This is a genomic window from Cupriavidus sp. F041 (assembly GCF_057814235.1).
In genome coordinates this window covers 1,101,694-1,126,636 of sequence record NZ_JBVASY010000002.1, presented here as the reverse complement: position 1 = coordinate 1,126,636, position 24,943 = coordinate 1,101,694, and the positions used below count along the sequence as shown (strand labels likewise).

22 protein-coding genes and 2 pseudogenes are annotated in these 24,943 nt (G+C 64.7%); 5 read left to right on the top strand and 19 right to left on the bottom strand.

The genetic code is table 11. The annotated features are described in order from the left end of the window. The first annotated feature begins 154 nt into the window (after nucleotides 1–154). The 3 genes from wrbA to ACZY0R_RS22310 all read left to right on the top strand — a co-directional run bounded on the left by wrbA (nucleotide 155) and on the right by ACZY0R_RS22310 (nucleotide 2,701). The gene (wrbA, locus tag ACZY0R_RS22320; protein WP_488861280.1) at nucleotides 155–760 is read left to right on the top strand and encodes an NAD(P)H:quinone oxidoreductase; all 606 of its coding nucleotides are present in this window, start codon (nucleotides 155–157) and stop codon (nucleotides 758–760) included. After that, nucleotides 757–1,194, top strand: coding sequence for a DUF2069 domain-containing protein (locus ACZY0R_RS22315; RefSeq protein ID WP_488861278.1), 438 nt, complete (start codon nucleotides 757–759; stop codon nucleotides 1,192–1,194). The genes wrbA and ACZY0R_RS22315 overlap by 4 nt, the downstream gene beginning before the upstream one ends. Before the next feature lie 85 nt (nucleotides 1,195–1,279). After that, a complete protein-coding gene (locus tag ACZY0R_RS22310) occupies nucleotides 1,280–2,701 on the top strand; it encodes an FAD-binding oxidoreductase (RefSeq protein WP_488861276.1) in 1,422 nt (473 codons plus the stop codon). A gap of 56 nt (nucleotides 2,702–2,757) precedes the next feature. Here the strand turns inward: ACZY0R_RS22310 and ACZY0R_RS22305 are convergent, their stop codons facing one another. The 11 genes and pseudogenes from ACZY0R_RS22305 to ACZY0R_RS22255 all read right to left on the bottom strand — a co-directional run bounded on the left by ACZY0R_RS22305 (nucleotide 2,758) and on the right by ACZY0R_RS22255 (nucleotide 12,563). Continuing rightward, entirely contained in the window at nucleotides 2,758–3,300 is a 543-nt protein-coding gene (locus ACZY0R_RS22305; RefSeq protein WP_488861275.1) for a gamma carbonic anhydrase family protein, read from the bottom strand. A 142-nt stretch (nucleotides 3,301–3,442) separates the two neighbouring features. Beyond that, nucleotides 3,443–3,709, bottom strand: a pseudogene (locus tag ACZY0R_RS22300) (SulP family inorganic anion transporter); the annotation flags it as partial. Between the two features lie 219 nt (nucleotides 3,710–3,928). Beyond that, a complete protein-coding gene (locus tag ACZY0R_RS22295) occupies nucleotides 3,929–4,519 on the bottom strand; it encodes a hypothetical protein (RefSeq protein WP_488861273.1) in 591 nt (196 codons plus the stop codon). Between the two features lie 47 nt (nucleotides 4,520–4,566). Then, nucleotides 4,567–5,586 (bottom strand): hypothetical protein, encoded by a 1,020-nt coding sequence (locus ACZY0R_RS22290; protein ID WP_488861271.1) that lies wholly within the window; start codon nucleotides 5,584–5,586, stop codon nucleotides 4,567–4,569. Between the two features lie 41 nt (nucleotides 5,587–5,627). Next, nucleotides 5,628–5,882: an RNA recognition motif domain-containing protein gene (locus tag ACZY0R_RS22285; protein WP_045239023.1), complete on the bottom strand. Its 255-nt coding sequence runs from the start codon at nucleotides 5,880–5,882 to the stop codon at nucleotides 5,628–5,630. Between the two features lie 32 nt (nucleotides 5,883–5,914). After that, nucleotides 5,915–6,697 (bottom strand): enoyl-ACP reductase FabI, encoded by a 783-nt coding sequence (gene fabI / locus ACZY0R_RS22280; RefSeq protein WP_488861269.1) that lies wholly within the window; start codon nucleotides 6,695–6,697, stop codon nucleotides 5,915–5,917. Continuing rightward, on the bottom strand, nucleotides 6,694–7,359 hold the full coding sequence (locus ACZY0R_RS22275; protein WP_488861267.1) for a 3-oxoacid CoA-transferase subunit B: 666 nt from the start codon (nucleotides 7,357–7,359) through the stop codon (nucleotides 6,694–6,696). The genes fabI and ACZY0R_RS22275 overlap by 4 nt, the downstream gene beginning before the upstream one ends. A 29-nt stretch (nucleotides 7,360–7,388) precedes the next feature. After that, the gene (locus ACZY0R_RS22270; RefSeq protein ID WP_488861265.1) at nucleotides 7,389–8,036 is read right to left on the bottom strand and encodes a 3-oxoacid CoA-transferase subunit A; all 648 of its coding nucleotides are present in this window, start codon (nucleotides 8,034–8,036) and stop codon (nucleotides 7,389–7,391) included. Beyond that, a complete protein-coding gene (locus tag ACZY0R_RS22265; protein WP_488861263.1) occupies nucleotides 8,033–9,223 on the bottom strand; it encodes an acetate/propionate family kinase in 1,191 nt (396 codons plus the stop codon). The genes ACZY0R_RS22270 and ACZY0R_RS22265 overlap by 4 nt, the downstream gene beginning before the upstream one ends. A 4-nt stretch (nucleotides 9,224–9,227) precedes the next feature. Continuing rightward, nucleotides 9,228–10,184 (bottom strand): annotated as a pseudogene (locus tag ACZY0R_RS22260) (phosphate acetyltransferase); the annotation flags it as partial. A 33-nt stretch (nucleotides 10,185–10,217) separates the two neighbouring features. Then, complete coding sequence (locus ACZY0R_RS22255; RefSeq protein WP_488861261.1) at nucleotides 10,218–12,563, bottom strand: DUF3141 domain-containing protein; 2,346 nt, start codon at nucleotides 12,561–12,563, stop codon at nucleotides 10,218–10,220. A gap of 808 nt (nucleotides 12,564–13,371) precedes the next feature. Between ACZY0R_RS22255 and ACZY0R_RS22250 the strand changes: the two genes are divergently transcribed. After that, nucleotides 13,372–15,138 carry a SulP family inorganic anion transporter gene (locus tag ACZY0R_RS22250; RefSeq protein ID WP_488861259.1) on the top strand — a complete coding sequence of 589 codons (1,767 nt, stop codon included), beginning with the start codon at nucleotides 13,372–13,374 and terminating at the stop codon, nucleotides 15,136–15,138. Between the two features lie 148 nt (nucleotides 15,139–15,286). Here ACZY0R_RS22250 and ACZY0R_RS22245 read toward each other — a convergent pair whose 3' ends face one another. Continuing rightward, on the bottom strand, nucleotides 15,287–15,847 hold the full coding sequence (locus ACZY0R_RS22245; protein ID WP_276291358.1) for a GNAT family N-acetyltransferase: 561 nt from the start codon (nucleotides 15,845–15,847) through the stop codon (nucleotides 15,287–15,289). A gap of 103 nt (nucleotides 15,848–15,950) precedes the next feature. Next, nucleotides 15,951–16,772 carry a polyphosphate kinase 2 gene (ppk2, locus tag ACZY0R_RS22240; RefSeq protein WP_488861257.1) on the bottom strand — a complete coding sequence of 274 codons (822 nt, stop codon included), beginning with the start codon at nucleotides 16,770–16,772 and terminating at the stop codon, nucleotides 15,951–15,953. 587 nt (nucleotides 16,773–17,359) lie between these two features. Between ppk2 and ACZY0R_RS22235 the strand changes: the two genes are divergently transcribed. Next, the gene (locus ACZY0R_RS22235; protein WP_488861255.1) at nucleotides 17,360–19,486 is read left to right on the top strand and encodes a patatin-like phospholipase family protein; all 2,127 of its coding nucleotides are present in this window, start codon (nucleotides 17,360–17,362) and stop codon (nucleotides 19,484–19,486) included. A gap of 88 nt (nucleotides 19,487–19,574) precedes the next feature. Here ACZY0R_RS22235 and ACZY0R_RS22230 read toward each other — a convergent pair whose 3' ends face one another. The 6 genes from ACZY0R_RS22230 to ACZY0R_RS22205 all read right to left on the bottom strand — a co-directional run bounded on the left by ACZY0R_RS22230 (nucleotide 19,575) and on the right by ACZY0R_RS22205 (nucleotide 24,855). Then, nucleotides 19,575–20,144, bottom strand: coding sequence for a BPSL1445 family SYLF domain-containing lipoprotein (locus tag ACZY0R_RS22230; RefSeq protein WP_488861253.1), 570 nt, complete (start codon nucleotides 20,142–20,144; stop codon nucleotides 19,575–19,577). A gap of 486 nt (nucleotides 20,145–20,630) precedes the next feature. Then, on the bottom strand, nucleotides 20,631–21,278 hold the full coding sequence (locus ACZY0R_RS22225) for a hypothetical protein (RefSeq protein ID WP_488861251.1): 648 nt from the start codon (nucleotides 21,276–21,278) through the stop codon (nucleotides 20,631–20,633). Next, on the bottom strand, nucleotides 21,275–21,931 hold the full coding sequence (locus tag ACZY0R_RS22220) for an SCO family protein (RefSeq protein WP_488861249.1): 657 nt from the start codon (nucleotides 21,929–21,931) through the stop codon (nucleotides 21,275–21,277). Before ACZY0R_RS22220 ends, ACZY0R_RS22225 begins: the two co-directional genes overlap by 4 nt. A gap of 26 nt (nucleotides 21,932–21,957) precedes the next feature. After that, on the bottom strand, nucleotides 21,958–22,563 hold the full coding sequence (locus ACZY0R_RS22215; protein WP_488861247.1) for a c-type cytochrome: 606 nt from the start codon (nucleotides 22,561–22,563) through the stop codon (nucleotides 21,958–21,960). 34 nt (nucleotides 22,564–22,597) lie between these two features. Beyond that, on the bottom strand, nucleotides 22,598–23,206 hold the full coding sequence (locus ACZY0R_RS22210) for a cbb3-type cytochrome c oxidase subunit II (RefSeq protein WP_488861245.1): 609 nt from the start codon (nucleotides 23,204–23,206) through the stop codon (nucleotides 22,598–22,600). Then, nucleotides 23,203–24,855 (bottom strand): cbb3-type cytochrome c oxidase subunit I, encoded by a 1,653-nt coding sequence (locus ACZY0R_RS22205; RefSeq protein ID WP_488861243.1) that lies wholly within the window; start codon nucleotides 24,853–24,855, stop codon nucleotides 23,203–23,205. Before ACZY0R_RS22205 ends, ACZY0R_RS22210 begins: the two co-directional genes overlap by 4 nt. Nucleotides 24,856–24,943: the final 88 nt, after the last annotated feature.

Genomic DNA, 24,943 nt, shown 5'->3' with positions numbered 1-24,943 from the left:
CAGTGGGGCACCCCGGCGCAGCGACGCGCGGCGCACGCCGGGGCCGCAACTATAATACGCGCATTGCCCTGTGCGCCGCACAAGGCACCAATCCGGCCTGCCCCCCTGGGAGCGCCCCACCCCGGCGCCCGTGTTGCGCGCCGCAGCCCTGTCCATGACCGAACTCCTAGTCCTCTATTACAGCCGCCACGGCAGTACCCGCAAGCTGGCCGAACTGATCGCCACCGGCATCGACAGCGTGCCCGGCGCCCAGGCACGCCTGCGCACCGTGCCACCGGTTTCCACCGTGAGCGAGGCCACCGCGCCGGATATCCCGGCAGAAGGCCCGCCCTACGCCGAATTGCGCGATCTGGAGGAATGCGCCGGCCTGGCGCTGGGCAGCCCCACCCGCTTCGGCAATATGGCCGCGCCGATGAAGTACTTCCTGGATGGCACCGTGGCCCAGTGGCTGTCGGGCGCCCTTACCGGCAAGCCCGCCTGCGTGTTCACCGCCACCGGCAGCCTGCACGGCGGCCAGGAAACCACCTTGCTGTCGATGATGCTGCCCTTGCTGCATCACGGCATGCTGGTGCTGGGCCTGCCTTATTCGGAAAGCGCCCTGATGACCACCGCCAGCGGCGGCACGCCCTACGGCCCCAGCCATCACGCGCGCGTGGACAACAGCGCGCCGGTGTCCGACGACGAAGCCGCGCTCGCGCGCGCCATGGGCAAGCGCCTGGCCGAGACCGCGCTGCGCCTGGCTGGCCGGAGCCACGCATGACCGCCGCCCCCAAGCCCGCGCTTGCGCCCGCGGCCAACGCCACCGACAGCGCGCTGCACAGCGCCGCCCTGTACCGGCTGAGCGCCGGCAGCCTGATTGGGCTGATCCTGCTGTGCATCGCCTGGGAATGGTTTCTGGCGCCGCTGCGTCCCGGCGGGTCCTGGCTGATCCTCAAGTTCCTGCCCCTGCTGCTGCCGCTGCGCGGCGTACTGACCCGCAACCGCTACACCATGCAGTGGTCCTCGATGCTGATCCTGTTGTTCTTCACGGAAGGCATCGTGCGCGCCACCAGCGACCGGCCGCCGTCCTCCACGCTGGCGTGGGCCGAAGTCGCGCTGACGCTGCTGTTCTTCTTCGGCACCATCCTCTACCTGCGCCCGTACAAGCGCCGCGCCAAGGCGCTGCAACCGGCCAAGGCCAAGCCCGGCAAGTGACATCGCCGATGAACGCGCTGTAAACCCACAGCAATCCACTCCGCGCGGCCGTCACGACGGCGGCCGCCCTCCCGGACCTACCGCCATGACCGCCTCGCATCCCGATTCCTTCCTCGCCCTCTGCCGCGCCGCCCTGGGCGAGCAGCACGTGCTGACCGAGGACGCCGACAAGGCTCCCTACCTGACCGACTGGCGCAAGCGCTATACGGGGGAAGCATTGGCGGTGCTGCGGCCAGGCTCGGCCGAGGAAGTCGCCGCCGCCGTGCACGCCTGCCACGCGCACAAGCTGGCCGTGGTGCCCCAGGGCGGCAATACCGGGCTATGCGGGGGCGCCACGCCGACAGCGGCACAGCAGTCCGTGGTGATCTCTCTCCAGCGGCTGAACCGCGTGCGGCAGGTAGACCCGCTCAACAACACCATCACGGTGGAAGCCGGCGTGATCCTGCAGCAGTTGCAGGACGCCGCGCGCGAGCATGGCCGGCTGTTTCCGCTGAGTCTCGCGGCGGAAGGCAGTTGCACCATTGGCGGCAATCTCTCCACGAACGCGGGCGGCACGGCCGTGCTCCGCTACGGCAACACCCGCGAGCTATGCCTGGGGCTGGAAGTGGTAACGCCCGCCGGCGAGATCTGGGACGGCCTGCGCGGCCTGCGCAAGGACAACACCGGCTACGACCTGCGCGACCTCTTCATCGGCGCGGAAGGCACGCTCGGCATCATTACCGCCGCCGTGATGAAGCTGTATCCGCTGCCGCGCGCCCGCGTCACGGCGCTGGCGGCAGTGGCCAATCCGCGCGCGGCCCTCGCCCTGCTGGCCATCGCCCAGCAACGCGCCGGCGCCATGCTGACGGGTTTTGAGCTGATGTCGGAGATGTGCCTGTCGCTGGTCACCACGCACTACCCGCAGTTGCGCTATCCGTTCGACCGCCCGCATCCGCAGGTCGTGCTGCTGGAACTGTCCGACAACGAGAGCGAAGACCATGCGCGCGCCATCTTCGAAGCGCTGATGGAAACGGCCTTCGAAGCCGGCGTGGCACAAGACGCGGTGGTGGCCGAATCCGTTCAGCAGTCGCGCGACTTCTGGAACCTGCGCGAACATATCCCGCTGGCGCAGGTCGACGAAGGCAAGAACATCAAGCACGACATCGCCGTGCCGATCTCGCGCATCGCGGATTTCATCGACACTACCGACGCCCTGATCCAGCAAGCCTTTCCCGGCGCGCGCATGGTCACCTTCGGCCACCTTGGCGATGGCAACCTGCACTACAACGTATCGCCTCCCGCCGGGCAGAGCCACGACGCCTTCCTCGGCAATTCGGAAGCCATCAACCTGATCGTGCATGACAGCGTGCATGCGCATCGCGGCTCGATCTCGGCCGAGCACGGGCTCGGCCAGCTCAAGCGTGAAGAAAACCGGCGCTACAAGAGCGAAGTCGAACTCGCGATGATGCGGGCGATCAAGCAGGCGCTGGATCCGCAGGGGCTGATGAATCCGGGGAAGGTGATCTGACAGGAAACGCTGCCGGTAGCCGGGTGTGATAGCCGGCTGCGACTCTGGCAAATCGCTCAAACGCTCTGCAACTCCGCGACATGCTGGTCCTTCAGCTTCACGTAATTGGCCGCCGTATAGCGGAAGAAACCACGCTCCTTTTCAGTCAGGGGCCGTGCTTCCCTGGCCGGGCTCCCGACGTACAGATGCCCGCCCTTGAGCACCTTGCCCGGCGGCACCAGGCTGCCGGCGCCAAGAATCACTTCGTCCTCGATCACCGCGCCATCCATCACGATGGTGCCCATGCCGATCAGGATGCGGCTGCCGATGGTGCAGCCATGCAGCAGCGCCTTGTGGCCGATCGTCACATCGTCGCCGATGGTGAGCGGGAAACCATCTGGATTGAAGGGACCGGCGTGCGTGATGTGCAGCACACTGCCGTCCTGCACGCTGGTGCGCTCGCCAATGCGAATGCGATGCATATCGCCGCGAATGGTGACCAGCGGCCAGATGGAACTGTCGGCGCCGATCTCTACGTCGCCGATCACGACGGCGCTCGGGTCGACGAACACGCGGTCGCCGAATTTGGGGGCTTTGCCCTGGAAGCTGCGAATGGTCACGATGGAATTCCGAATTGCGGATGAGCGCTGTGCGAGCCCTTGCACAACGGCGACCCGGTAGTCCGGGCCGCGCGGAGGAAGGCGCACCGCCATGCTCTGGACACGCATTCTAATTCCCTTCGGCAAGCCGCCGGCAATTCGTTAGCGTTGCCGTAGTACTGACGCTAAGCGGGCGCGACGTTCCGAGGATGGCATAGATCACCATCGGCAGGAACGCCGTATAGAGCCCGACCTGGATCGGCAAGCCCGCCACAGTTGCGTAGGCCAGCGCCTTCGGAATGACAACGGCACCGGCTGTGAGCCCGGCGACGACCTCCGGCGCGACCCAGTCCTTCTGGTACGCACGGATCCACTCCGGCACCAGCAGGCTAACGCCGCCGTGGGACGATGTTGACGATTTCCGGTCCATGGGCCCGATCCGCCAATGTCACAATTACGATCAATATCGGGCCCGCTCCCGCTTGGGATGCATGGATGCAATGGCTCCCGGCCGCTTCCCGCGAACTCCTTGTTGACGCGTGATCTGCCTGGGCTGGCTGCAGGTCGCACAGAGCCTGCCGCTGCGCGCCGCGAGTTTCACTGCGGCTTCGTCAGCGGGGGATGCATATCCCCCGCGCTCCCGCGCTGCTTACTTCCCGGCCGCTGGCTTGACGGATACCGCGAGCGCCTCGGTGTATACAGCCTCTACCTGGTCGCCCTTCTTGATGTCCTTCAACTGCGCCGGGTCGTCAACCTTCAGGTCCAGCGTATTGCCTTTGGGCCCTTTCAAGGTGACCATCTTCGTCTTGGCATTGACCGCGACGACGTCGGCGAGGACAGTCACTTCGCGCCCGGCTGTGCCGCCCGGCTTGGCGCCCGGTTCGGACCGGTTCATCGTCGCGCTCTCGGTGATCGAACTCTTGCCGCGCCCCTCCTTCTTGAGCGTCAGCGTCATGGCTTCCTTGTAGTCGACAGTCACCACGTCGCCAACCTTCAGCTGGTCAAAATTGCGAGCTTCCTCTCCCACCACAAGACTCGTCACCTTGCCCTTCTTGTCCTTCAGCGAAACCGTTCTGGTCGCCGCGTCGATGGCTGTCACCGTGGCCGTGACGCTGGTTACCCCTCCCACGGTCACTTGGCCCGGCGCCTTTGCGACGTCCACCTTGGTTTCCGGCTGCGCCATCGCCGAACCCGCCATCACCGCAAGGGCGGCCACCACCAGGAATTTCTTGCTTTGCATTTTTCTCTCCTTTGACACACCAGAAATCCGCCTTCACCCGCTCGCCGCTACAGCAAGCGCTCGGCCTCGTCGAGCAGGCTCGTGCACGACAACATCGCTGCGCGTGCGAAGCGCACCAGTGCGAACGTACGCACCAGTGGCGGATCGCCGGGAACGCGCGCCGTCAGCAACTCCAGTTCATGCCCGGGCACCGTGCTGCCTTCCGGCAAAAGCACATTCATCAGGCTTAGCCGCCTGCGCTGGCTTTCGATGGAGAAGCACGACCTTGCATCCTTGAACACCGCCGCCATGCCTTCCAACTGGCGGTCAAGCGCGCCGGACTTGTCACCCAGTTCGCCCAGTTCCCTGTCGTTCTGTTCGATCTGCTCGCGCAGCCGGGCGCGTTCGCCGGCGTCCGCCTGCTCATCGCCGCCCATCACCGAACGCATACCGGTGCTCTGCCGTTCCAGCAGGCGCAGGCGCGCCTTCAGCAGGCCATGCTCGCGCTCCAGCACATCGCGCCGCGATGTATCGGCAGCAATATTGGCAAGGCTCTGAAGGACCATCTGATCCAGCATTCGCCGGACGATCTCCTCGCGCAGCGCCGCGTCGGTCTGGCCACAGATCCTGACCTGATGGTCACTGAAGCTGACCGTGGTCTGCGGCACCTCGGCACGCATCACATCCCCTTCGAGGGCCACGCCCAGCGTATGGCGCTCCGTCATCGTCATGCCCAGCACGGCCCAGGCTTCCTGCGCGCCCGCCGACGCCTCGAAAAACTCGCGCAGGTCCGATGAGCGGCTGAAGACGAGATCCACATCATGCGCGGTGCCGAAGAAAGCGTGGATATAGGGGTCGGATCCCCACGCCGTCATGCTGGCTTCCAGCGGCGCTGGAAGGCCGGCTACGAGGTCCCGCACATAATCGAGCGCCATGCCGATCGCGGGGCCGAGCCGTTGCCCGTAGCGCGGCACCAGCCGCAGGCGCGGGCTGAGCCTGAGCACGCGCTCCGTCAACCCGGCGATCTCTTGCTCGTCATGCGGGTGCGCGCCGGCGTCACGCCGGCGCAGCCAGTTCAGAATACTCATGCAACAGCTCCCTTCACCGCGCTTCGCCCTGCCCTGCGAGATCAGCTATAGCGCTCCGCCATGACCAGCGCGCTGAGGTTGTGGCCTTTCCAGAACATGTGCTGGATGCGCGGCTGAAGCTTGCGCAACGCATCCGGCTCGAGGGAATGGAAGGTCAGCATCACGGCTGGCCGCGACCCGTCCCCCGGAACATGCTCGATTTCGTCAAACGGTGGGAAACCGTACTTGACCAGGAATTCCCTGATCTCGTCATCGGTGGTGGCGCTGTCGATATTCCCCAGTAGTAGCAAGGACATGATTCACTCTCCTCGGTTGCTGCCGCGGCGCGCTACGCCATGATGTTGACGCCGCCATCCACATACAGCGTTTCTCCCGACAGTCGCCGCGCAAACGGCGTCGCGAGAAACGCGCACGTAAAACCGACATCGAGGATGTCGACCAGTTCGCCAATGGGCGCGCGCTTCGCTGCGTCGCTGAGCATCAGGTCGAAGTCCTTCAGCCCGGATGCAGCGCGGGTCTTGAGCGGACCAGGCGATATCGCATGCACACGGATGCCCCTGGAGCCGAGCTCGTAGGCCAGGTAGCGCGAAACGGCCTCCAGCGCGGCTTTCACCGGACCCATTACGTTATAGTTCGGCACCACTCTGTTTGCGCCGTAATAACTCATTGTGAACATCGTGCCCCCGTCCCGCATCAGAGGCGCGGCCAGCCGCGCCATGCGGATAAAGGAGTGGCAGGAGACGTCCATGGCCTTGCCGAATCCCTCGGCGGAGCAATTCAGCAAGCCGCCTTGCAGATCGTCCTTTGGCGCCCAGGCAATCGAATGCACGAGGATATCCAGCTTGCCCCACGTCTTTTCGATCTCGGCGAACACGCCCTCAAGCTCCCCTTCGCGCGACACATCGAGCGGCATGAAGATCGGGGCTTCCAGTTCCTTCGCCACCGGCTCCACGTATTGCCTGGACTTTTCGTTCACATAGGTGATCGCGATGTCGGCACCCATCTCCCGAAAGGCCTTTGCGCAGCCATAGGCGATTGATTGGTCGTTGGCGATCCCGCAGACCAGCGCTTTCTTGCCCGCCAGGATCGGCCGCAGTGTTTCTGCTGTCATGTTGCTACTCCATCGAGGGACATCTCCGGCACCCGCGCGGGCACCAATAACCTGGCCTGGGTCGCCTCTAGTACCTGCTCGACCGACACGCCGGGCGCCGTCTCCATCAACACCGCCTTGCCCGTAGCGAACGAAATCACTGCCAGTTCGGTAACGACAAGGTCTACCGGCCGCAGCCCGGTCAGCGGCAAAGTGCATTGGCCGACCAGCTTGGACTTGCCCTTTGCGCAATGCTGCATGGCTACAACAACGCGCCTGGCGCCAGCCACCAGGTCCATGGCACCGCCCATTCCCGGCACAAGCTTGCCGGGAATGGTCCAGTTCGCGAGGTGCCCGGCCTCATCGACCTCCAGCGCCCCCAGCACCGTCATGTCGAGGTGATGCCCCCGGATCAGGCCAAAGGACATGGCGCTGTCAAACGTGCAGGCTCCGGGCAACGCAGTGACCGGCTGGCCCGCCGCGTCGGTCAGGAAGCCTTCGGCCATGCCTGCCTCCGGGATTGGGCCGGTGCCAATCAGGCCGTTCTCGGACTGGAAAAAGATGTGCATGCCTTGCGGCACATAGTTGGCCACCAGCGTGGGGATGCCTACGCCGAGGTTGACCAACATGCCGTCGCGCAGTTCTTGCGCCACACGCCTGGCTATCACGGTTTGTGCGTCCATGGCTTTTCCTGTTCCTGTTCCTGCCGGTGTCATTGATGCGCGATGAGGTAATCCACCAGGACCGATGGCGTGATCACATGATCGGGCGAAATCATGCCGACCGGCACGATGTGCGCGGCATCCACGATGACCGTCGCGGCCGCCATGGCGATGACAGGGTTGAAATTACGCGCGGTCAGCGCATACACGAGATTGCCCTGGTAATCCGACAGGAATGCCTCCACCAGCGCAAAGTCGGCGCGCAGCGGTGTCTCCAGCAGATACTCGATGCCCTCCACCTCCAGCTTGCGCTTGCCTGCCTCGACCAGCGTCCCGACGCCGGTCTGCGTCAGGACGCCGCCCAGCCCGCAACCGGCGGCGCGGATGCGTTCGATCAGGGTCCCCTGCGGCACCAGGTCGACCTCCAGCGCTCCCGCGATCATCTGGCGCTGGGTTTCGGGATTGAGGCCGATATGACTGACGATCGCCTTGCGCAAGACGCCCGCCGCAACCAGCTTGCCTATGCCCCTGCCTGGCATCGCGGTATCGTTGGCGATCACCGTGAGGTCCCGCTTGCCCTGGCGCAAGAGTTCGTTCATCAGCCGCTCCGGCGTGCCGACGCCCATGAAGCCGCCGACCATGACCGTTGCGCCGTCAGGGATCAAGGCGACCGCTCCTTCGAGGGAAATGATCTTCATGGCGCCTCCGTTCCGATCACCGACTTGGTGTGCCTTGCGATCATCAGTTCCTCGTTGGTCGGGATAACCCACACCGGCACCTTGCTCGATGGCATGCTGATTCTCGGCTCGCCCCTGGCGTTCGCCCCGGCATCAAGCACAATGCCAAGCCAGTCCGCCTGCCGGCAAACCTGCTCGCGTATCGGCGCGGCATGCTCGCCAACGCCGGCGGTAAACACCAGCGCATCCAGCCCTTGTGCTGCTGCCGCCAGCGAGCCAAGCTCACGCCCGATCCGGTAGGTATAGAGTTCCACGGCAAAGCGGGCGCGAGGATCCTGGCTGGCAAGCAGCGTACGCATGTCGCTGGAGATGCCGGATACGCCGAGCAGCCCGGACTTGCGATAGATGAGGTCTTCGACGGCGCGCGCGTCCATGCCGAGCTCATCCATCATGTACAGGATGACACCGGGATCCAGGTTGCCGCAGCGTGTGCCCATGGGCAGCCCGTCCACCGCGGTGAACCCCATGGTGCTGGCGACACTCCGGCCGGCCACGAGCGCGCACATGCTGCTGCCGTTACCCAGATGGGCAACAACGGTGCGGCCTGCGGCGGCGGCGGCGTCGACCGCCGGCAAAACGCTGGCGATGTACTCATAGGAAAGCCCGTGAAAGCCGTAGCGCCGCACGCCGCGCTGCGTGATCGAGGCGGGAAGCGCGAAAGCCTGCGCCGCTTCTGGCTGGCCGCGGTGAAACGCCGTGTCGAAACAAACCACTTGCGGCAGTTCAGGCCGCCGCTGCGCGAGAATGCGGATAGGCGTGAGGTTGTGCGGCTGGTGCAAAGGGGCCAGCGGGCTCAGGGCGTCCAGCGCTGAGACGACCTCGGGCGTGACTTTCACCGCCTGCGTGAACTGCACGCCTCCGTGCACCACGCGGTGCCCCACGGCGGCCAGATGGTGGCCTTCACCATGCCCGCGCAGGAAATCGGCAAGAAAGGCAATGGCCCCGTCATGACCCAGTTCGGTGCCATCGCCCCAGTGTTTCGTCTCCACCTCCGCGCCGGACGCGTTGGAGGCACGAAAGCCCGGCGATGTGTAGATGCCATCGAGACTGCCGCGCAGCACCAGCTCCGGTTCGTCGCCGTGGGCACCGAAAGCGCTGAACTTGATGCTCGACGAGCCTGCGTTGAGTACCAGTATCACGTCGGCCATGGCATTACCCCAGTGCCTTGCCCGACTCGCGGCGGGCCTTTGCCACCAGCGCGGCAACCGCGCAGGATGCCAGCCGGGTCGACACGGAGTCCGCCCTGCTGGTGAGGATGATAGGTACCCGCGCGCCAAGCACAATGCCGGCCGCATCGGCACCGGCGAGAAAGGACAGGCTCTTGGCGAGCATGTTGCCGGCCTCCAGGTCGGGCACCAGCAGCACGTTGGCGCGGCCCGCAACCGGCGAATCGATCTTCTTGATGCGGGCGGCCTCCAGGTTGATGGCGTTGTCGAGCGCCAGAGGGCCGTCAACGATCGCGCCGGTGATCTGGTGACGTTCAACCATCTTGCACAGGGCTGCAGCTTCGATGGTGGACGGGACCTTCGGATTGACGGTCTCCATCGCCGACAGGATCGCCACCCTTACCTCCTTGAACTGCAGCGCATGGGCCAGATCGATGGCGTTCTGGAGGATGTCCGCCTTCTCGGCGAGCGTGGGAGCAATGTTCACGGCGGCGTCCGTGATAATCAGCGCCTCCTCATGGTCCGGCACGTCCATCACGAAGCAGTGACTGACACGCCGGGAGGTGCGCAAGCCGGTATCGCCCTTTACCACCGCCGCCATCAGCTCATCCGTGTGCAGACTGCCTTTCATCAGCGCCTCGACCTTGCCTTCGCGCACCAGTTGCACGGCAGCGGCGGCAGCCGCATGGCTGAAGGGCGCATCGACGATCGGATACGGGCTGATGTCGATACCGTCGGCCCTGGCTGTTTCCTCGATGCGCGCCCTGGGACCGACCAGGATGGGGGCGATCAGCCCCATCTGTGCAGCTTCCACCGCCCCTTCCAGCGAACTCCGGTCGCACGGATGCACCACCGCCGTCGGCGTTGGCGGGATGGACTTGCAGAACTCAATCAATCGCTGGTACTTCTCGTGCTTGGTGTTCACTTGCACTCCTCCTGCTCGATTAAGCCGTCGCCGGCAGCATTCCCGCCGCGCTCAGACCCGCGCGAGCGTGGCCGGTCGGCGCACGTGCTCCGGCTTTCCCGCCGCGGCACTCCGGATGCGCGCGAGCATGGCCACCTGTTCTGCCGTGGGCTTGCTGCCAAGCACGCGCTCATCCGTCGACAGCTTGTCCAGCAGCGTCAGCAGCCGTTCGCGGTCGGCGGGATCCTGGAGCAGGACCGGCAGCGTCTCCAGGGCCTGCTCCGGCGCATGCAAAACGATGATTTCCTGCTGGCCGCGAATCGAGCGCCACTCGTGCATCGGCACTTCGGGCAGGAATTCACTGTAGTCAGCTACCATCTCCTTGCGCATCTCCAGCCGCGAGAGCGGCAGCGGCTCCCCATGGCGCATCAACAGGAATCCGATCCTGCCGAGCGCTTCCACATAGCCTCCTCGCGCTACCGAAGCCAGGGCCTCCCTGATCTGCGGCAACTCCGCCGGCTCGACCGCTGGCCGGCCGTCATGCGCCGGCTCTTTGTTGCCGAAGTACAGGGAGAACATATTGGCGTAGATGCCGAAGAACGATGCCTCCGTCATGGCGTCGCGCACGGCACGGTATCCGTCCAGCGCGGCGCTGACGAGTTCGGCCCCGGCTTGTTCCCGCTGCCGCAGCGGATGGTCTGGCTCCATGGCCTGACGGTTCTCCCTGACGCCTTCGGCGGCGGGGCCCAGCCAGGCGAGCCAGGGGTTCATATCCGACAGTGCCCAGTTCTGCACCCGCAGCGGGTGGAACTCGCGCAGCATGCGTGCCGAGAGATCGTTGGACATCGCCTGCACGAAGGGTTGCGCGAACAGCTCATAGGCGCGCTGATTGAAATCCGACAGCGCGGCCACGGCCTCGAACGGCTTCTCGTCGACTCGCTGGAAGCGATTGAAGCGCGCCACGATATCCTCGAGGCGATGCTCGCGGAACTCCACGTCGTACTCGACCTCGCCGCTTGCGCTCTTTTCCGCACGCTCCGTAATGGCCATGCCATAGAGCCCGGGAGGCAGCAGTTCGATGCTCTTCAGCACGGACACGATCTGCGCGTGCTCCTTCTGTGCCACCTTCCCCGAGACGAAGATGCCCAGGTGACCGATGTTCTGGTGAAGCATCCCGACGATGACCTGGCCTCGCGCCTTGATCTCCTCGGTGCTCTCGTACACGTCCACTACCCAGTTGAATGCCTGCTGCGGCGGTGTGATGTTGTCGCCCATGGAGGCGAACAGCACGATGGGCGATTTGATATCACGCAGGTCGAAGCCCTTGCCGCCCGCGCCCTTCACATCGCCGGACCATAGCTTGTTGCCGACAAACAGATTGCGGGTGATCCACTCGATCTCCTCCCGGTTCATCAGGTAGTAGCCACCCCACCAGCGCTCGAACTCCAGGAAACGCGGCGGCTCCGTATCGGCCTTGTTGTACAGGTTGAAGTATTTGTCCCACAGGCTGTTGGCGGGATTCAGGTTTTCGAAGTTCTGCACCAGGTGGGCGCCATCGAACTTGCCGTTGCCGAGATCCGCGGTGAACGAGGACAGCCAGGTGCCGCCGAGCAGGCCGCCCGCGTAGCGCATCGGGTTATCTCCCTCATCCTCGCTCCAGGCGCCGCTCCAGTACGACATCGGCGCACCGTTGATCACGATGGGTCCGGTGTCGTCCGGGTCGGAGGCCGCCAGCATCATGGCCGCCCAGCCGCCCTGGCAATTGCCGATGATGGCCGGCTTGGGGCTGTCCGCATGCAGCGCACGGACCTTCTTCACGAATATCTGCTCGGCTTCGCACACATCGAGCAAGGTCTGGCCCGGTTCGGGATCGCGGAAGAAAATAACGAAGTAGACAGGATGGCCTGCACGCAATGCGACGCCCACCTGCGAATCGTCCTTGAATCCCCCGATACCCGGACCATGGCCCGCGCGGGGGTCGATGATCAGGTAGGGACGGCGGCTGTTGTCGATATGCACGCCTTCGGGCGGTGTGATTCGTAGCAGCGCGTAGTTCACCGGCCGCTCGAACTGGCGGCCGTCGAGGACAAACTCGTAGTCGAAGTGCAGTACCGGCTTCAGGCCCTGTACCGCGTTCTCGACAAAGTGATTGCCACGCTGCCGGAGCGTGTCCCAGAAGAGGATGGCACGTTGCCCCGCATCCACGGCGTAAGCATAACAACTCAAGGGATCGGCGCCTGTCATCAGCCTGGCGGCATCGGCAAGGCCCTCGCCTTTGCCAATGCCATTGCCATCGCCGCAGGCCTCCTGCACCCGGTGACCAAAGGCTTCCTGTGCATTCCTGACGCGTCTCTGAAGTACCAGACCGGTCTTGATACCGATCTCGCGCGCATGTACTAGTTGCTTTCCAGCATCCATGGTGATGACCTCGACAGCCAGTTGTTAAACCGTCCGCGAGCGGCATTCGCCGGCGGATATGGAAGGTACCTTCGCGTATAGGATTGGCCTCAATAGTCGCGGGCTATGCCCACTGAGCCATGCACGTGCGATTCGGCAACGCCGGCGTATCGGGGCGTCGCGTTTCGCCGACTTGATATCCCTATGTTTTATACGTGCGGCCCGGCAGCACTTTGACTTGCATCAAGGATGCGTGCTCGTTGCCGAAATGACGTCACGCACCGTTCATTTCCGGGCGTTCAACGCCCCGCTGACCAGAAGCAGTTTCCATGCGGCGCCCGGGCGATTGTTGAGAGGCCATCGCTGGCGGCCAGGCGCCTATGGCAGCACCCTGGCGCCGTGCGGCGGCGGGATGTGCCGGGTGCACTTTTCCGGGACGACGTCCGGCCGCAAGCGCGCCGGCAATCGACGCGAGCCTTGAGCACTTTGCCTGGAATGGTCTTGAGAGCGATTTCCGCCTCATCCCCGGAGGCCACCATGCGGAGTTCATTCCGAGCGAACAGGGCAACGGCGGCGAGTTCGCCCAGTATGTATCCCGGCTCATCAGCGGGAAGCTCCCCTCGCCTGGTCTTGGCGCATGCTTCCACAAAGAAATCGTGATGCTTGTCGGTCCCAAAGCCGTCCGGCAGCGCAGAGGCTCAAGAAATGAGCGCCACAGTCTTAGCGTGAAGTGAACCGGCCGATCCGTCTGGACTTTGCGCCAAATCAAGCAAAAGCACCCTGTGCCGAATATCTTGGAAGAATCCGCGCCCCAAGAGGATGTGATGCCATGATCGAAGATCCCAGCACCGCCGACGATGCCACCGGCGGGACTTCCATGGGTGGGTGGCGCGCAGTATTTCCTCCCGCGCAGTGGCTGACCACCTACCGGCCGCAGTGGCTGGCGCGCGACGCGATTGCCGGCGTCACGCTCGCCGCCTACGGCATTCCGGTTTCGCTCGCCTACGCATCGCTCGCCGGCCTGCCTCCGCAATACGGCATTTACTGCTATCTGGTTGGCGGCCTCTTCTACGCGCTGTTCGGCTCTTCTCGCCAGCTTGCGATCGGACCCACCTCTGCGATCTCGATGCTCGTCGGGGTCACCGTGGCGGGCATGGCCAATGGCGATCCGGGCCGTTGGGCCGCCATCGCGGCGCTGACGGCGGTGCTCATGGCCGGCATGTGTTTGCTGGCATGGCTGCTGCGACTGAGCTCCCTGGTCAATTTCATCAGCGAAACGATACTGCTCGGCTTCAAAGCCGGCGCGGCCCTGACCATCGCCTTGACGCAATTGCCCAAGCTGTTCGGGGTCAAGGGTGGCGGCGAGGCTTTCTTCGAGCGCGTCGTCATTCTCGCCGGTCAGATCCCCGATACCAACCTGGTCGTGTTCGCTTTCGGTCTTGTCGCACTAGCCTTGTTGCTGCTGGGGGAGAAATTCCTGCCTGGCCGCCCGGTCGCGCTGTTCGTGGTGGTGATTTCCATCATCGTGCTGTCGGTAACGTCGCTGAGTCAGTTCGGCTTCAAGGTCGTCGGTGCGTTGCCGCAAGGTTTGCCGGAGTTCCGCCTGCCCGGGCTGCGGGCACGCGATGTGGACGGGGTGGTTCCGCTGGCATTCGCGTGCGTGTTGCTGTCTTACGTGGAAAGCGTTTCCGCGGCGCGGGCACTGGCGCAGGCGCACGGCTACGAGATCGATCCGCGCCAGGAACTGCTCGGCCTGGGCGCGGCGAATCTGGCCGCGGGCTTCTTCCAGGCCTACCCTGTTGCCGGCGGCCTGTCCCAGTCATCGGTGAACGACAAGGCCGGCGCCAAGACGCCACTCGCGCTGGTTTTCGCCTCGGCCACGATCGGTCTGTGCCTGATGTTCCTGACCGGCTTGCTAGCCAACCTGCCTAACGTGGTACTCGCGGCCATCGTGCTGGTTGCCGTCAAGGGCTTGATCGACATCGGCGAACTGCGCCACGTGTGGCGGGTAAGCCGCCTTGAATTCATTGTATCGATGGTTGCGTTTGCCGCCGTGCTTTTGCTGGGCATCCTGAACGGCGTGCTCGTGGCAGTACTCGTTTCGATGCTGCTGATCATACGGCGCGCGGCGCACCCGCATGTGGCCATCCTCGGCCGCATCCCGGGCACGCGCATTTACTCCGATATGGAGCGTAATCCGGACAACGAAGCTATTCCTGATGTGCTGGTGTTCCGCGCCGAGGCGTCGCTGCTTTACTTCAACGTCGAGCATGTGCGTGCTGCCGTCTGGCAGAGAATCCGCTCGGCCGCCGCGCCGGTCAGGCTGGTGATTTGGGATCTGTCCACCTCGCCCGCCGTCGACCTCGCCAGCGCACGCATGCTGGCGGCATTGCACACGGCATTGAAGACAGAAGGGATAGATCTGCGGCTCGTGGCGGCGCATGCGAAGGTGCGGGATATGCTTCGCGCCGAGGGACTGGAGGATCGCCTCGGCTATTTCGGACGCCGCGTCTCGGTGGCCGATGCGATCGACGAATTTCAGCGAGGCGCGGAAACGGGCGGCCCGGCGGGAACTCAAACGCAGGTCATGGGATAGCGAACGTGGAGGAGGACGTTTCACCACGGGCTGGAGATCCGAGGTTGACCGAGATTGAGCAACAGTTGCCAGACGCCATGAGGGTCGAGTAGGGATGAAGCTTCGGCGCCAATCGGCCTGAATCAGAGAGACGGACTCTTATCCGCCCTTACCCTGGTGCCGGCGCTCCCGCCGCCCCCGTCAAGCCGAGACTGACCACGCGCAACGTGGCATCTTCGTGGCAGGCCGTGTCGACAAACCCGAGCCGGCGGGCAAGGCCGCGCATCCCCGTGTTCGAAGCCAGCACGTAGCCTTCCATGGTGCGATATCCACGTGCGCGGGCGGCAGCGATCAGTACTTGCATGAGACACCGCGCCAGCCCGAGACCGTGCCATTCGTCATCGATCGTCACGGCAAACTCGCAGACATCGCTGCCCGGCGCGGCGGCGTAGCGCGCGCCGCCGACAATGCTTTGCGCATCGCCGTAGATGGCGACCAGCGCGCACTCCAGCTCCGGCGCCGGATGCGTTGCCGACTCAAGCATCGCTTCCGGCAACTCCCGCAAGGAGGCCATGAAACGCGTGTAACGCGAGTCCGCGGAAAGCCGGTCGAAGGCCGCCAGCAAGCCGGCCTTGTCCTCCTCCCGGATCTTGCGCAGCACTACCTGCCGCCCATCGCGCAGCGCCACCCGGGCCGGCAGCGATATTTCAGAGAGAGGATTGTCTTGCATGGTGACCTGGTTTGTAGTTGGCCCAGGGGACCGCGTTGCCACGGCGGTCCGCGCGTGCGCGCAGGCGAAACTGACTGAGGTTGTGGATTGAATCCCGTGGCCCTCAGAACTGCTCCGGAACGAATTTGTAGGGATAGTCCGGTTCCCGATAGCCACCAGGCTTCTGCCGTTCTGGCAGCTTTACCTTCTTGCGCGGCACGGCTTCGTAGGGAACCTTGGCCAATATGTCGCTGATGATATTGAGACGGGCGCGCCGCTTGCAGTTCGAGTTGGCAACATACCATGGCGCGAAGTCCGTGTCCGTTGCAAGGAACATGTCGTCGCGCGCGCGCGAGTAGTCATACCACCGGCTGTAGGACTTCAGGTCCATGCCCGACAGCTTCCAGGTCTTCCGCCCATCGTTGATGCGCGCCTCAAGGCGGCGCGTCTGCTCTTGCTCACTGACCTCCAGCCAGTACTTGATCAGGATAACGCCCGAGCTCACGATGGCCTGTTCCACAAGGGGCACGGCGCTCAGGAATGACTCGGCCTGTTCCTCGGTGCAGAAGCCCATGACCCGCTCCACGCCGGCGCGGTTGTACCAGCTGCGGTCGAAAATCACCACCTCGCCGGCGGCCGGCAGGTGCGGAAGGTAACGCTGGACATACATCTGGCTCTTTTCGCGCTCAGTGGGTGCCGGCAGGGCAACCACGCGGAACACGCGCGGACTCACGCGCTCGGTAATGGCCTTGATCGTGCCACCTTTGCCTGCGCCATCGCGTCCTTCAAAGATGATGCAGAGCTTGCAGCCGGTCGCCAGAACCCATTCCTGCAGCTTAACGAGTTCCACATGCAGGCGGTAAAGCGCCTTCAGGTATTCCTTATTGCTGAACTTTCCATCCTCCCGTGGCTGGGCATCAGCGTCATGCTGATTCGTCTTTGCCATGATTCTTCTCCTCATACCGCTGACAACCCGGGTGGGTATGTACATCAAATGTGGCCGCCGGCTTCTGCGTTGGCAATCGGACTTTGGTCCTACGCATGCGCCGCGCAATAGAATCCATTCTCATTCTCAATACCGGGCATTGAGCATTTGCGGGTGATGGCTGGTACGGACAGTGCGGCCAATGGCGCCCCACCTTGATGATGCTGCGATGCACCGACCGGCACGGCGTTTCTTCCTTGTTTCAAGGTAGTGCAGATCCGCAAGGAAAAATTGACCTGCAACAAGTAACTAGTGCAATACCTACCGCAGCGGTGTTCGTCCATCTAAGCTATACAGAACGTTCGCCTTGAAAACTGCCCATGAAAGCCGCAGCCAAACCAGGAAGGCGACAGCTTCAAATTTGGATCGGCTCGGGTGGTGTTGCCTTGTGCCCGCGGGGGTACGCGCGCCCTCGGCGTCTTGCGTGCGCCTTGCTGGCCGCCTTTTCCGCCTTTTTGGCAATCCCGGCGCTTCCGGCGCCAGGGTTGCCGGCTGCACAGCCCGCTGCTGCTACCGGCGCCCCCCTCGCCAGCGCCTCCCCGCGGCCCATGGGCAGACCGCGGATCTGCCTGGTGCTGTCCGGTGGCGGCGCACGCGGCGCCGCCCATATCGGCATCCTGAAGGTACTGGAATCGCTGCGCGTGCCGGTGGACTGCATAACGGGTACGAGCATGGGATCGCTGGTCGGTGCCGCCTATGCGACCGGCGTCACGCCAGACGAAATGGAGAAAATCGTCGCTGGCTTGTCCACCAGCGCACTATTCAAGGAACGGCCGCCGCGGCAGGATCTGAGCATCAGGCGCAAGCTGGAAGATCGCAGCAATCTGTTTACGCCGGAAATCGGCGTCAAGAACGGCAACCTGGAATTGCCCAAAGGCGCCGTCACTGGCGTGCAGCTCGAGAAGGTACTGCGCGGCCTGGCGCGAGCGCCGGGCTATCGCGATTTCAATGCCCTGCCGATTCCGTACCGCGCAGTAGCCACCGACCTTGTGACAGGCACGCCCGTGGTGTTCACCCAGGGCGAGCTGGCTATGGTCATGCGCGCCAGCATGTCCGTGCCGGGCGTGGTGGCCCCCGTCGACTACGAAGGGAAGCTGCTGGTCGACGGCGGACTGACCAACAACCTCCCCGTGGACGTGGCGCGCGCCATGGGCGCGGACATTGTCATTGCGGTGAACCTCGGCACGCCGCTGATGCGGCGCGACGAACTGGGATCGGTGATCAGCGTGACCGGCCAGATGCTGAATATCCTGACCGAGCAAAACGTACGTGCGTCGCTGGCACAACTCCGGCCCGAGGACATCCTGATCCAGCCGGAACTCGGGGATTTTTCGGCAGGCGACTTCGATAACCTGGAAAAGACGATCCCGATCGGCGAGGCCGCGGCACGCAAGGTTTCCGACCGGCTGGCCGCGCTGGCCTTGCCACAGCAGGAGTATGCCGCACTGCGCCAGCGCCAGCAGGCTGCCGCGCCGCAAGACCGTCGCCCAGTCGACGAGATCCGCTTTGCACCGCTGCAGCGCGTCAACCCCGCTTTCGCCGCCGGCACAATGGAAACCAAGCCTGGCGAACCGATCCAGCCGGAGCAGCTGGATAAGGATATGAGCCGCCTGTTCGGCACCGGCGACTTCGAGCACGTCAACTACCGCGTGCTCGATGAACCCGGCCAGCGGATCCTGTCGGTCGATGCCGTCGAGAAGGCCTATGGCCCCAACTACCTGCGCTTCGGTCTCGGGCTGAGCACCGACTTTCGTGGCGACGCGTTCTTCAACCTGCTGGCCAGCCATCGGCGCACCTGGATCAATTCACTCGGCGCCGAATGGCGCACCGATGCCCAGCTCGGGCAGACAACCAACCTGACCAGCGAGTTCTACCAGCCCCTGGACACGCGCCATAACTTCTTCATCGCGCCTCGGGTGGAACTGGAACGCCGCTCGGTTAACGTGTTCCGGGACACGGACCGCATCGCCACCTACGACCTGCGCCGTTTCGACCTGGCACTGGATGTAGGCAGCCAGTTCACCAAGTACGGCGAAGCCAGGATCGGCGTGCTTACCGGCAGCGAACACGTCACGCTAAGCACCGGTCCGGCTGCGCTGTCGCCCGGCCAGGAGAATAACAAGCGCGGCGCCATCACCGGCCGGCTGCTGGTGGACCAACTCGACAGCGCGAGCTTCCCGCGTACCGGCTATGCCGGCAGCATGCACGTCTACGCCTCCGAGCCGGGACTCGGCGCCGACCAATCCTATGTCAAGGCGGATGCCGACGGCACCTACGCCTGGTCCTCAGGCCGGCACACCTTGAATTTCGGATTCAAGGCCGGCAGCAATATCGGCGGCAACCCGCTGCCACGCTACGACTTGTTCCAGTGGGGCGGTTTCCTGAAGCAATCGGGATACAGCACCGGGGAGTTGCTGGGTGGCAACCTCCAGTATCTCCGGGCGGTCTATTACAACAAGCTGGCCAGGCAATCCCTGCTGGAAGGCGTGTATGGCGGCTTTTCGCTGGAGGCCGGCCGCATGGGCGCGCCGCTGGTGCAGGGAAGTCCTACCGGCGTGCTCAAGTCCGGCTCGCTGTTCGTCGCCATCGATTCGCCCATCGGGCCACTCTACCTTGCCTATGGCCGCGCCGCCGGTGGCCACTATGCCTACTACCTGTTCCTCGGCAAGCCTTAGCCCTGTATTCCCGCCCGACAGTTCGGGCGTGGCTGCCGGCCCTGGCTCCTGACCGGGAACCAGGGCCGGCCGCCTTGCGAATCGCGGGCTAAATGTCCAGCTTCCCGATCTTCGTCCCTGAGAGCGACAGGTTCGCCATCAGTCCAGCGTTGGTCACAACGAAGCCGATGATCGGCGCGCGGGCGGTATTGGTATCGATTTTGCCGTTGGCGCCGATCGTCGCCAGCGCCACGGACCCATCGACACCCGCTGTCCAGCCGTTGCTGGCACGGAACGACGCCAGCGAGTCCGGGGTCATGAACATCAGGATGAGCGCCTTGGACTGCGCCCCCGCCAGCCAGCCGAATGACGCGGTTGTGGTCCTGTAGTAGCCCACCGACCCCCCTGCCACGCGCAACGCGCCCTCGCCATACTCGGCGCCGACGATAAAGCCCGCGGCAATCACGCTCGGAAATACCAGGATGCCCTCCGCCTTGGCGGCAAGTTCCCTGGATCCGTCCGCCGTGGCAAAGAGCTTGTTCAGCGCCCCATCGACGCTGGCGTCGATCTCCCGCCGCTTGCTCGCAGTGTCCGTGGCAGAGCCTGACGTGGTAGAACACGCCGTAACGGAGGCGGCTAGCGCAACGGCGGTCAGGGAACAAAAAGTACGACGTTTCATTTTTATCCTCCTTGGGGGACTGTGGCCACAGGCACTCGGTAAGTCGCAACGCACTGATACAACCCTGCAGTTAAAGGTTAGGGCAGCCGGCGTGCTTCGCTTTGCGCTAGATCAGCATCCTGAAGGACGTGCTGACTACCAAGGCGCTCGCCACGTTCCCGGCGCCAGTGGAAGACGGATGCAGTGCCGCCAGCGGAGCCTCCGGACGACTGCCCCGCACCGCAGCACGGCGCGCGCTGAGTCCATGGCAAGAACTGCCTAATACGGCACTGTACGTGGCAGGTGCATGAACAGTGGTGCACTCGCTGATCCAGGGAAGTGCTGCAAACGCTTGAGAGCCAAGGCGCGCCCACTAGAATCAAGCCTGTGCCCGATGGCCTAGATCCAACATCGGCGCTGCCTCAACAAAAACAGACGGTGCGTGGCCGCCCTCCCCGGCAAGGCGTCGTCAGTGCCTTAAAAAAACCACCTCCGCGCGCCGGCGGCTTATTGCTCCTCCCCCTCGTGCGAGCCGGCCCGCGGAGAAAAGCCAAAGCCGGGCAGTCGCCGCAGGTGCAAGACCAGCCCGACGGCAACCGCGACGGCATAGGCAATGAGCCCGTTCCCCGCGAGCCACTGATCCGCCAGCAGGTAGTTGGCACAGAGTCGGCTCTGGGTGTCATGGAACAGCATGCCCACCGTGGCCAGCGTCCATACAAGATTGCCGGCGAAAAACACCAGCACTGCCGCTGGCGCCCGCCTCAGGCCGTGCTGTAGCGCGGCTCCGGCGAAAAGCAGCGATATGTACTTGGCTGCGTTGACGCCTGCATCGAGCCGCGCCAGGTCCAGCGCCAGCGGCACCATCCAGAACATCAGGCAGAGCGAGAAGCAGAGCAACGGCGCCAGGCCCATGCGCATCAGGGCTTCGACTGCGCGACTGCCGTCATGCCGGCGAGCGGCCAGAACGGAAGCGACGAAGCCCAAGGCCAGGAGAACGGGAAACTCCGCCAGCATCTGCAGTGCCATGCTGGCTTCGATGGCCTGGCGGACCGGCGCCAGCAACAGAACACCGGGCAGGCAGAGCAGGCACCACAACGCCCACTCGCGTCGCGGGCGCGGCGCGGGCAGGGCCGCGACACCGGCAGCCGGCTTCATCGCGCCGCCCGCCGCGCCGCGACCAGCGCCTGGTCGAACGACTGGTAGTCGTACAGGCCGAGCACCACGCCGCGCCCGTCAATCAGGTGGATTTCGGCGTTGTGGATATATCCGCCCGGTCCGTCCGGTATCACCACCACATCGAGCGAGCGCAACAGGGCCGCTTGCGCGGCAGGCGCCACGGGCGCGCTGATCCGCCAGATGCCGGGGTCGGCGCGTTGCTGCGCGCCATAGGCAGCCAGGCGTCGCGTCTCATCATGGGCGGGGTCGATGGAGATGGACAAGAGCCCGACCCGGTCTGCCAGCCCCTGCGCCTGAATATCCTGCTGGAGCCGGAAGAATGCCGGCCCGAGCGCGGCGCACACGGTGGCACAGCGGGTATAGACGAAATCCACCAGGTAGACCTGACCGGAGCGGGATGCCGGCGTCCAGGGCGTGAACCGGTCGCCATGCGTGTCGCGCATCGCCAGCGGCGGCGCCACCAGTTTTCCCGCCATGGCCATGGCGCTGCGCCGGTCATCCAGCGTCCACACCCGCATGCCCCACGTGAGCCAGGCGAGCGCCGCCGCGAAGCCGAGGCACAACGCCAGGCAACCCAGGCCCGCGGCCCACAGGCTGGGCGGGCGGCGCGAAGTTCGAGAGTCCGTGGCCATCGCTGCCTTGACTACCTTCCCTGTCGCTACTTCAGCGGAGCGAGTTCCTTGTCGCCATCGAAGGGGGCCGCCCTGTCCTTGGTGGCGGTGCGAACCTGGGCGACCAGGTCCGCCGTCACAGCGGGCGCGGCGTTGCCCCATTGGCTTCTTGCGTAGCTCAGCACGGCGGCGATTTCCGCGTCGCTGAGCTGCGTGCCGAAGGGCGGCATGGCGCCGTTGAACGCGCTGCCCTTGACCGTCAGTTGCCCGGTGATGCCATGCAGCACGATCGCCACCGCGGTCTCGGCCTTGCCCTGCACCCACTCGGAAGCGGCCAGCGGCGGGAACACCCCGGGCAGGCCCTGGCCGGTAGCCTGATGGCAGGCGGCGCAGCGCGCAGCAAACACTGCCGCGCCGTCCGCCGCGCCGCCGCTGGCCGCCTTCTGGCCTTGCAGCGCGCCGACGGTGCGGCCGTCGCCGAGCTCGGAGGGGATATTGATCGGTGCCCTGGAGATGTAGTAGATGCCCCACAGGATCAGCGCCGCCACCAGCACCACGATGCTGCGTGGAATCGGCGTCTGCCCTTCGCCGGGGTCGGCGTACTCCCGCTGCTCCTGCGGCGAGGGCTGGGAGGGTGGCTGGTTGTCTGGCATGGCATCGGGTTCCGTCAAGCGGCGCGTGAAACGGCTATTTGCCTGCCTTGGAGGCCGCATCTTCCGGCGCGGGCAAGGCAGCATACGTGTGGTCGAGCGCCTTCAGGTAGGCAACCAGGTCGAGCGCCTCGGGCGTTGCCACCACCACCTTGCCAACCGGAGCGGCCCCCGCCGGCAGCGTCACCACGCGTTCGCCCGGATCAGCAGCTGCCTTGACATCGAACAGGTAGGGATAGCTCGGCATGATGCTCTGTGCAACGTAGGCGCGCGGCTGGTAGAGGTGCCCGAGATGCCAGTCCGCGCTGGGCTGGCGCGCGCCGATATTGAACAGGTCGGGCCCGGTGCGCATCGTGCCAAGCAAGTGCGGGTGATCGTAGTAATAGTCCGCCGCCACCGATGCCCTGCCCCACCCGCGCTTCACGTCGGGCGCGAACGACGGATCCCGCGGCTGCTGCGAATGGCAGTAGATGCAGCCATTGCTGATATAGACCTGCCGGCCCCGAAGTTCCGCCGACGTATAAGGTTTCAGGCCGGGAGCAGGCTTGACGTACTGCAGTTGCAGGTACGGCACCACCACCAGCGCGCTGGTGGCCACCGCCAGCATGGCCATGCCAGCACCGATCATCAGGGTGACGTTCCTCATGAACTGGCTCCTGTCTTGTTCAGGTCGGCAAGCGGGAACATGGCGGGCTTGTCGCGGTTCGGCCCCAACCCCAGGATGACACAGACGAAGTTGGCGATAAAACAGAGGTGCCCCAGAACCATCAGGCCGCCCCCCAGCGAGCGGGCCTGCAGGTAAGGCACCGTCAGCGTGACCGAATCCATGAACGGCCGCGAGGCATCCAGCATGGCCAGCCCCTGCAGGGTGCCTGCGATGGTCAGGGCGATGAAGTAAATCGCGATACCGGCTGCGGCACACCAGAAATGCGCCGCGATCAGGCTCGGGTACGGCCACTCTCGCTGCGTGACACGCGGCACGATGAAATAGATCGAGCCAAAGAATACGAAGCTCACGAACGCGTAGAGCCCCAGGTGGGCATGGGCGACCGTGTAGTGCGTGAAATGCGTGATGACGTTGATGCTGCGCAGGGCTTCGAACGAGCCCTGGAACGAACTCAGCGTGTACATCATGCCGCCGAGGGTCACGAAGCGCAGCGTGGGCGAATACAGCAGCGCCTTGAAGTGGCCGCGCATGGTCTGGTGCAGGTTCACCGAGAACGCCACAACCGGGATCAGCATCATCATGCTCTGCACGATGGACAGCGTGACCATCCAGCCGGGAACCGGCCCCCCCACCAGATGGTGGCCGCCGACCTGCCCATAGAAGAACGCCAGCGTCCAGAAACCGAGCAGCGACAGGCCGTACGACTGGATCGGCCGGCCAATGATCTTGGGCAGGAAATAATAGATCGATGCCAGGGCAAGCGGCGTATAGAACAAGCCCAGCACGCTGTGCCCAAACCACCAGTTCATGGTTGCCTGCTCGACGCCGAAATGCACGTAGGGCACCTTGGCCACCAGGTACAGGACCGGGAACCAGAACAGCGCGCATCCCATGTACCAGACCGAGACATACAAATGGCTGACGCGGCTGGCCAACAACGTGAGTACCAGCGGCATGCCGATCAAGGCGCCGCCCACGGCGAACACGATGCCGATCTGCCAGGGGATCTCCAGCCATTCGAGGCCGTCGGACAGACCGACGGCAATGCTGCCCAGGCCGGCAACCACGCCGGCGTTCCACATCATGGCGCCCAGCAGCGCGTAGTTGGCGCCAACCAGGCGGGTCCTCAGCACGCGCGGCAAGACAAAGAGCGCAATGCCCAGCCCGGCCATCGGCGCCCAGCCATACGCCACGGCATTCAGGTGGACGGTGCGGATGCGCCCGAAGGACAGCCAGGCCTGCGAGGCGAGCGCATCAGGCAGGTGCAGCTTGAGCGAAGCCGTCAGCCCGGCCAGCGACGCCACCAGCAGCCAGACCATGGCGCAACACAGGAAAACGAAGACCACCATGGAAGACGAGCGGTCCGCTTCCGCCCTGGCCGCCAGTTCCGCGGCCAGCGTGGGAGACGGCGCCTGCAACTCGGTGCGGGTTGCGACCTCCTGCAATGCCGTGCGCTGCTGGCCGGTGACCGAGGGCTCCTCCGCCCTGCCGATTTCCCCGGGCGCGAAAATCACCGCTGCCGCGTTCGCGGAACCGTCAAGCAAGCCGTACCGTACGCTGAGGATAAACACGAGCAGGCCGACCACGGAAAGGATAAAAGCCGAGAGGAGTATGGAGACCGTGCTCATGAAACCCTCCCAGGGCTTTGGACTCATGTGGTGGCCGGCGCGCCGCCCGGCTTGATCTTGCCCTGGCGCCCGGCCTCGCCCGATCGAT

Coding starts and splice junctions, on each gene's coding strand:
- ACZY0R_RS22270 (WP_488861265.1), bottom strand. CDS start 8,036: ATGAAGATCATTTCCCTCGAAGGAGCGGTCGCCTTGATCCCTGACGGC.
- ACZY0R_RS22285 (WP_045239023.1), bottom strand. CDS start 5,882: ATGTCCTTGCTACTACTGGGGAATATCGACAGCGCCACCACCGATGAC.
- ACZY0R_RS22255 (WP_488861261.1), bottom strand. CDS start 12,563: ATGGATGCTGGAAAGCAACTAGTACATGCGCGCGAGATCGGTATCAAG.
- ACZY0R_RS22290 (WP_488861271.1), bottom strand. CDS start 5,586: ATGAGTATTCTGAACTGGCTGCGCCGGCGTGACGCCGGCGCGCACCCG.
- ppk2 (WP_488861257.1), bottom strand. CDS start 16,772: ATGGCAAAGACGAATCAGCATGACGCTGATGCCCAGCCACGGGAGGAT.
- ACZY0R_RS22315 (WP_488861278.1), top strand. CDS start 757: ATGACCGCCGCCCCCAAGCCCGCGCTTGCGCCCGCGGCCAACGCCACC.
- ACZY0R_RS22275 (WP_488861267.1), bottom strand. CDS start 7,359: ATGGACGCACAAACCGTGATAGCCAGGCGTGTGGCGCAAGAACTGCGC.
- ACZY0R_RS22220 (WP_488861249.1), bottom strand. CDS start 21,931: ATGGCCACGGACTCTCGAACTTCGCGCCGCCCGCCCAGCCTGTGGGCC.
- ACZY0R_RS22225 (WP_488861251.1), bottom strand. CDS start 21,278: ATGAAGCCGGCTGCCGGTGTCGCGGCCCTGCCCGCGCCGCGCCCGCGA.
- ACZY0R_RS22265 (WP_488861263.1), bottom strand. CDS start 9,223: ATGGCCGACGTGATACTGGTACTCAACGCAGGCTCGTCGAGCATCAAG.
- ACZY0R_RS22250 (WP_488861259.1), top strand. CDS start 13,372: ATGATCGAAGATCCCAGCACCGCCGACGATGCCACCGGCGGGACTTCC.
- ACZY0R_RS22230 (WP_488861253.1), bottom strand. CDS start 20,144: ATGAAACGTCGTACTTTTTGTTCCCTGACCGCCGTTGCGCTAGCCGCC.
- wrbA (WP_488861280.1), top strand. CDS start 155: ATGACCGAACTCCTAGTCCTCTATTACAGCCGCCACGGCAGTACCCGC.
- ACZY0R_RS22210 (WP_488861245.1), bottom strand. CDS start 23,206: ATGAGGAACGTCACCCTGATGATCGGTGCTGGCATGGCCATGCTGGCG.
- ACZY0R_RS22235 (WP_488861255.1), top strand. CDS start 17,360: ATGGGCAGACCGCGGATCTGCCTGGTGCTGTCCGGTGGCGGCGCACGC.
- ACZY0R_RS22215 (WP_488861247.1), bottom strand. CDS start 22,563: ATGCCAGACAACCAGCCACCCTCCCAGCCCTCGCCGCAGGAGCAGCGG.
- ACZY0R_RS22310 (WP_488861276.1), top strand. CDS start 1,280: ATGACCGCCTCGCATCCCGATTCCTTCCTCGCCCTCTGCCGCGCCGCC.
- fabI (WP_488861269.1), bottom strand. CDS start 6,697: ATGACAGCAGAAACACTGCGGCCGATCCTGGCGGGCAAGAAAGCGCTG.
- ACZY0R_RS22205 (WP_488861243.1), bottom strand. CDS start 24,855: ATGAGCACGGTCTCCATACTCCTCTCGGCTTTTATCCTTTCCGTGGTC.
- ACZY0R_RS22245 (WP_276291358.1), bottom strand. CDS start 15,847: ATGCAAGACAATCCTCTCTCTGAAATATCGCTGCCGGCCCGGGTGGCG.
- ACZY0R_RS22295 (WP_488861273.1), bottom strand. CDS start 4,519: ATGCAAAGCAAGAAATTCCTGGTGGTGGCCGCCCTTGCGGTGATGGCG.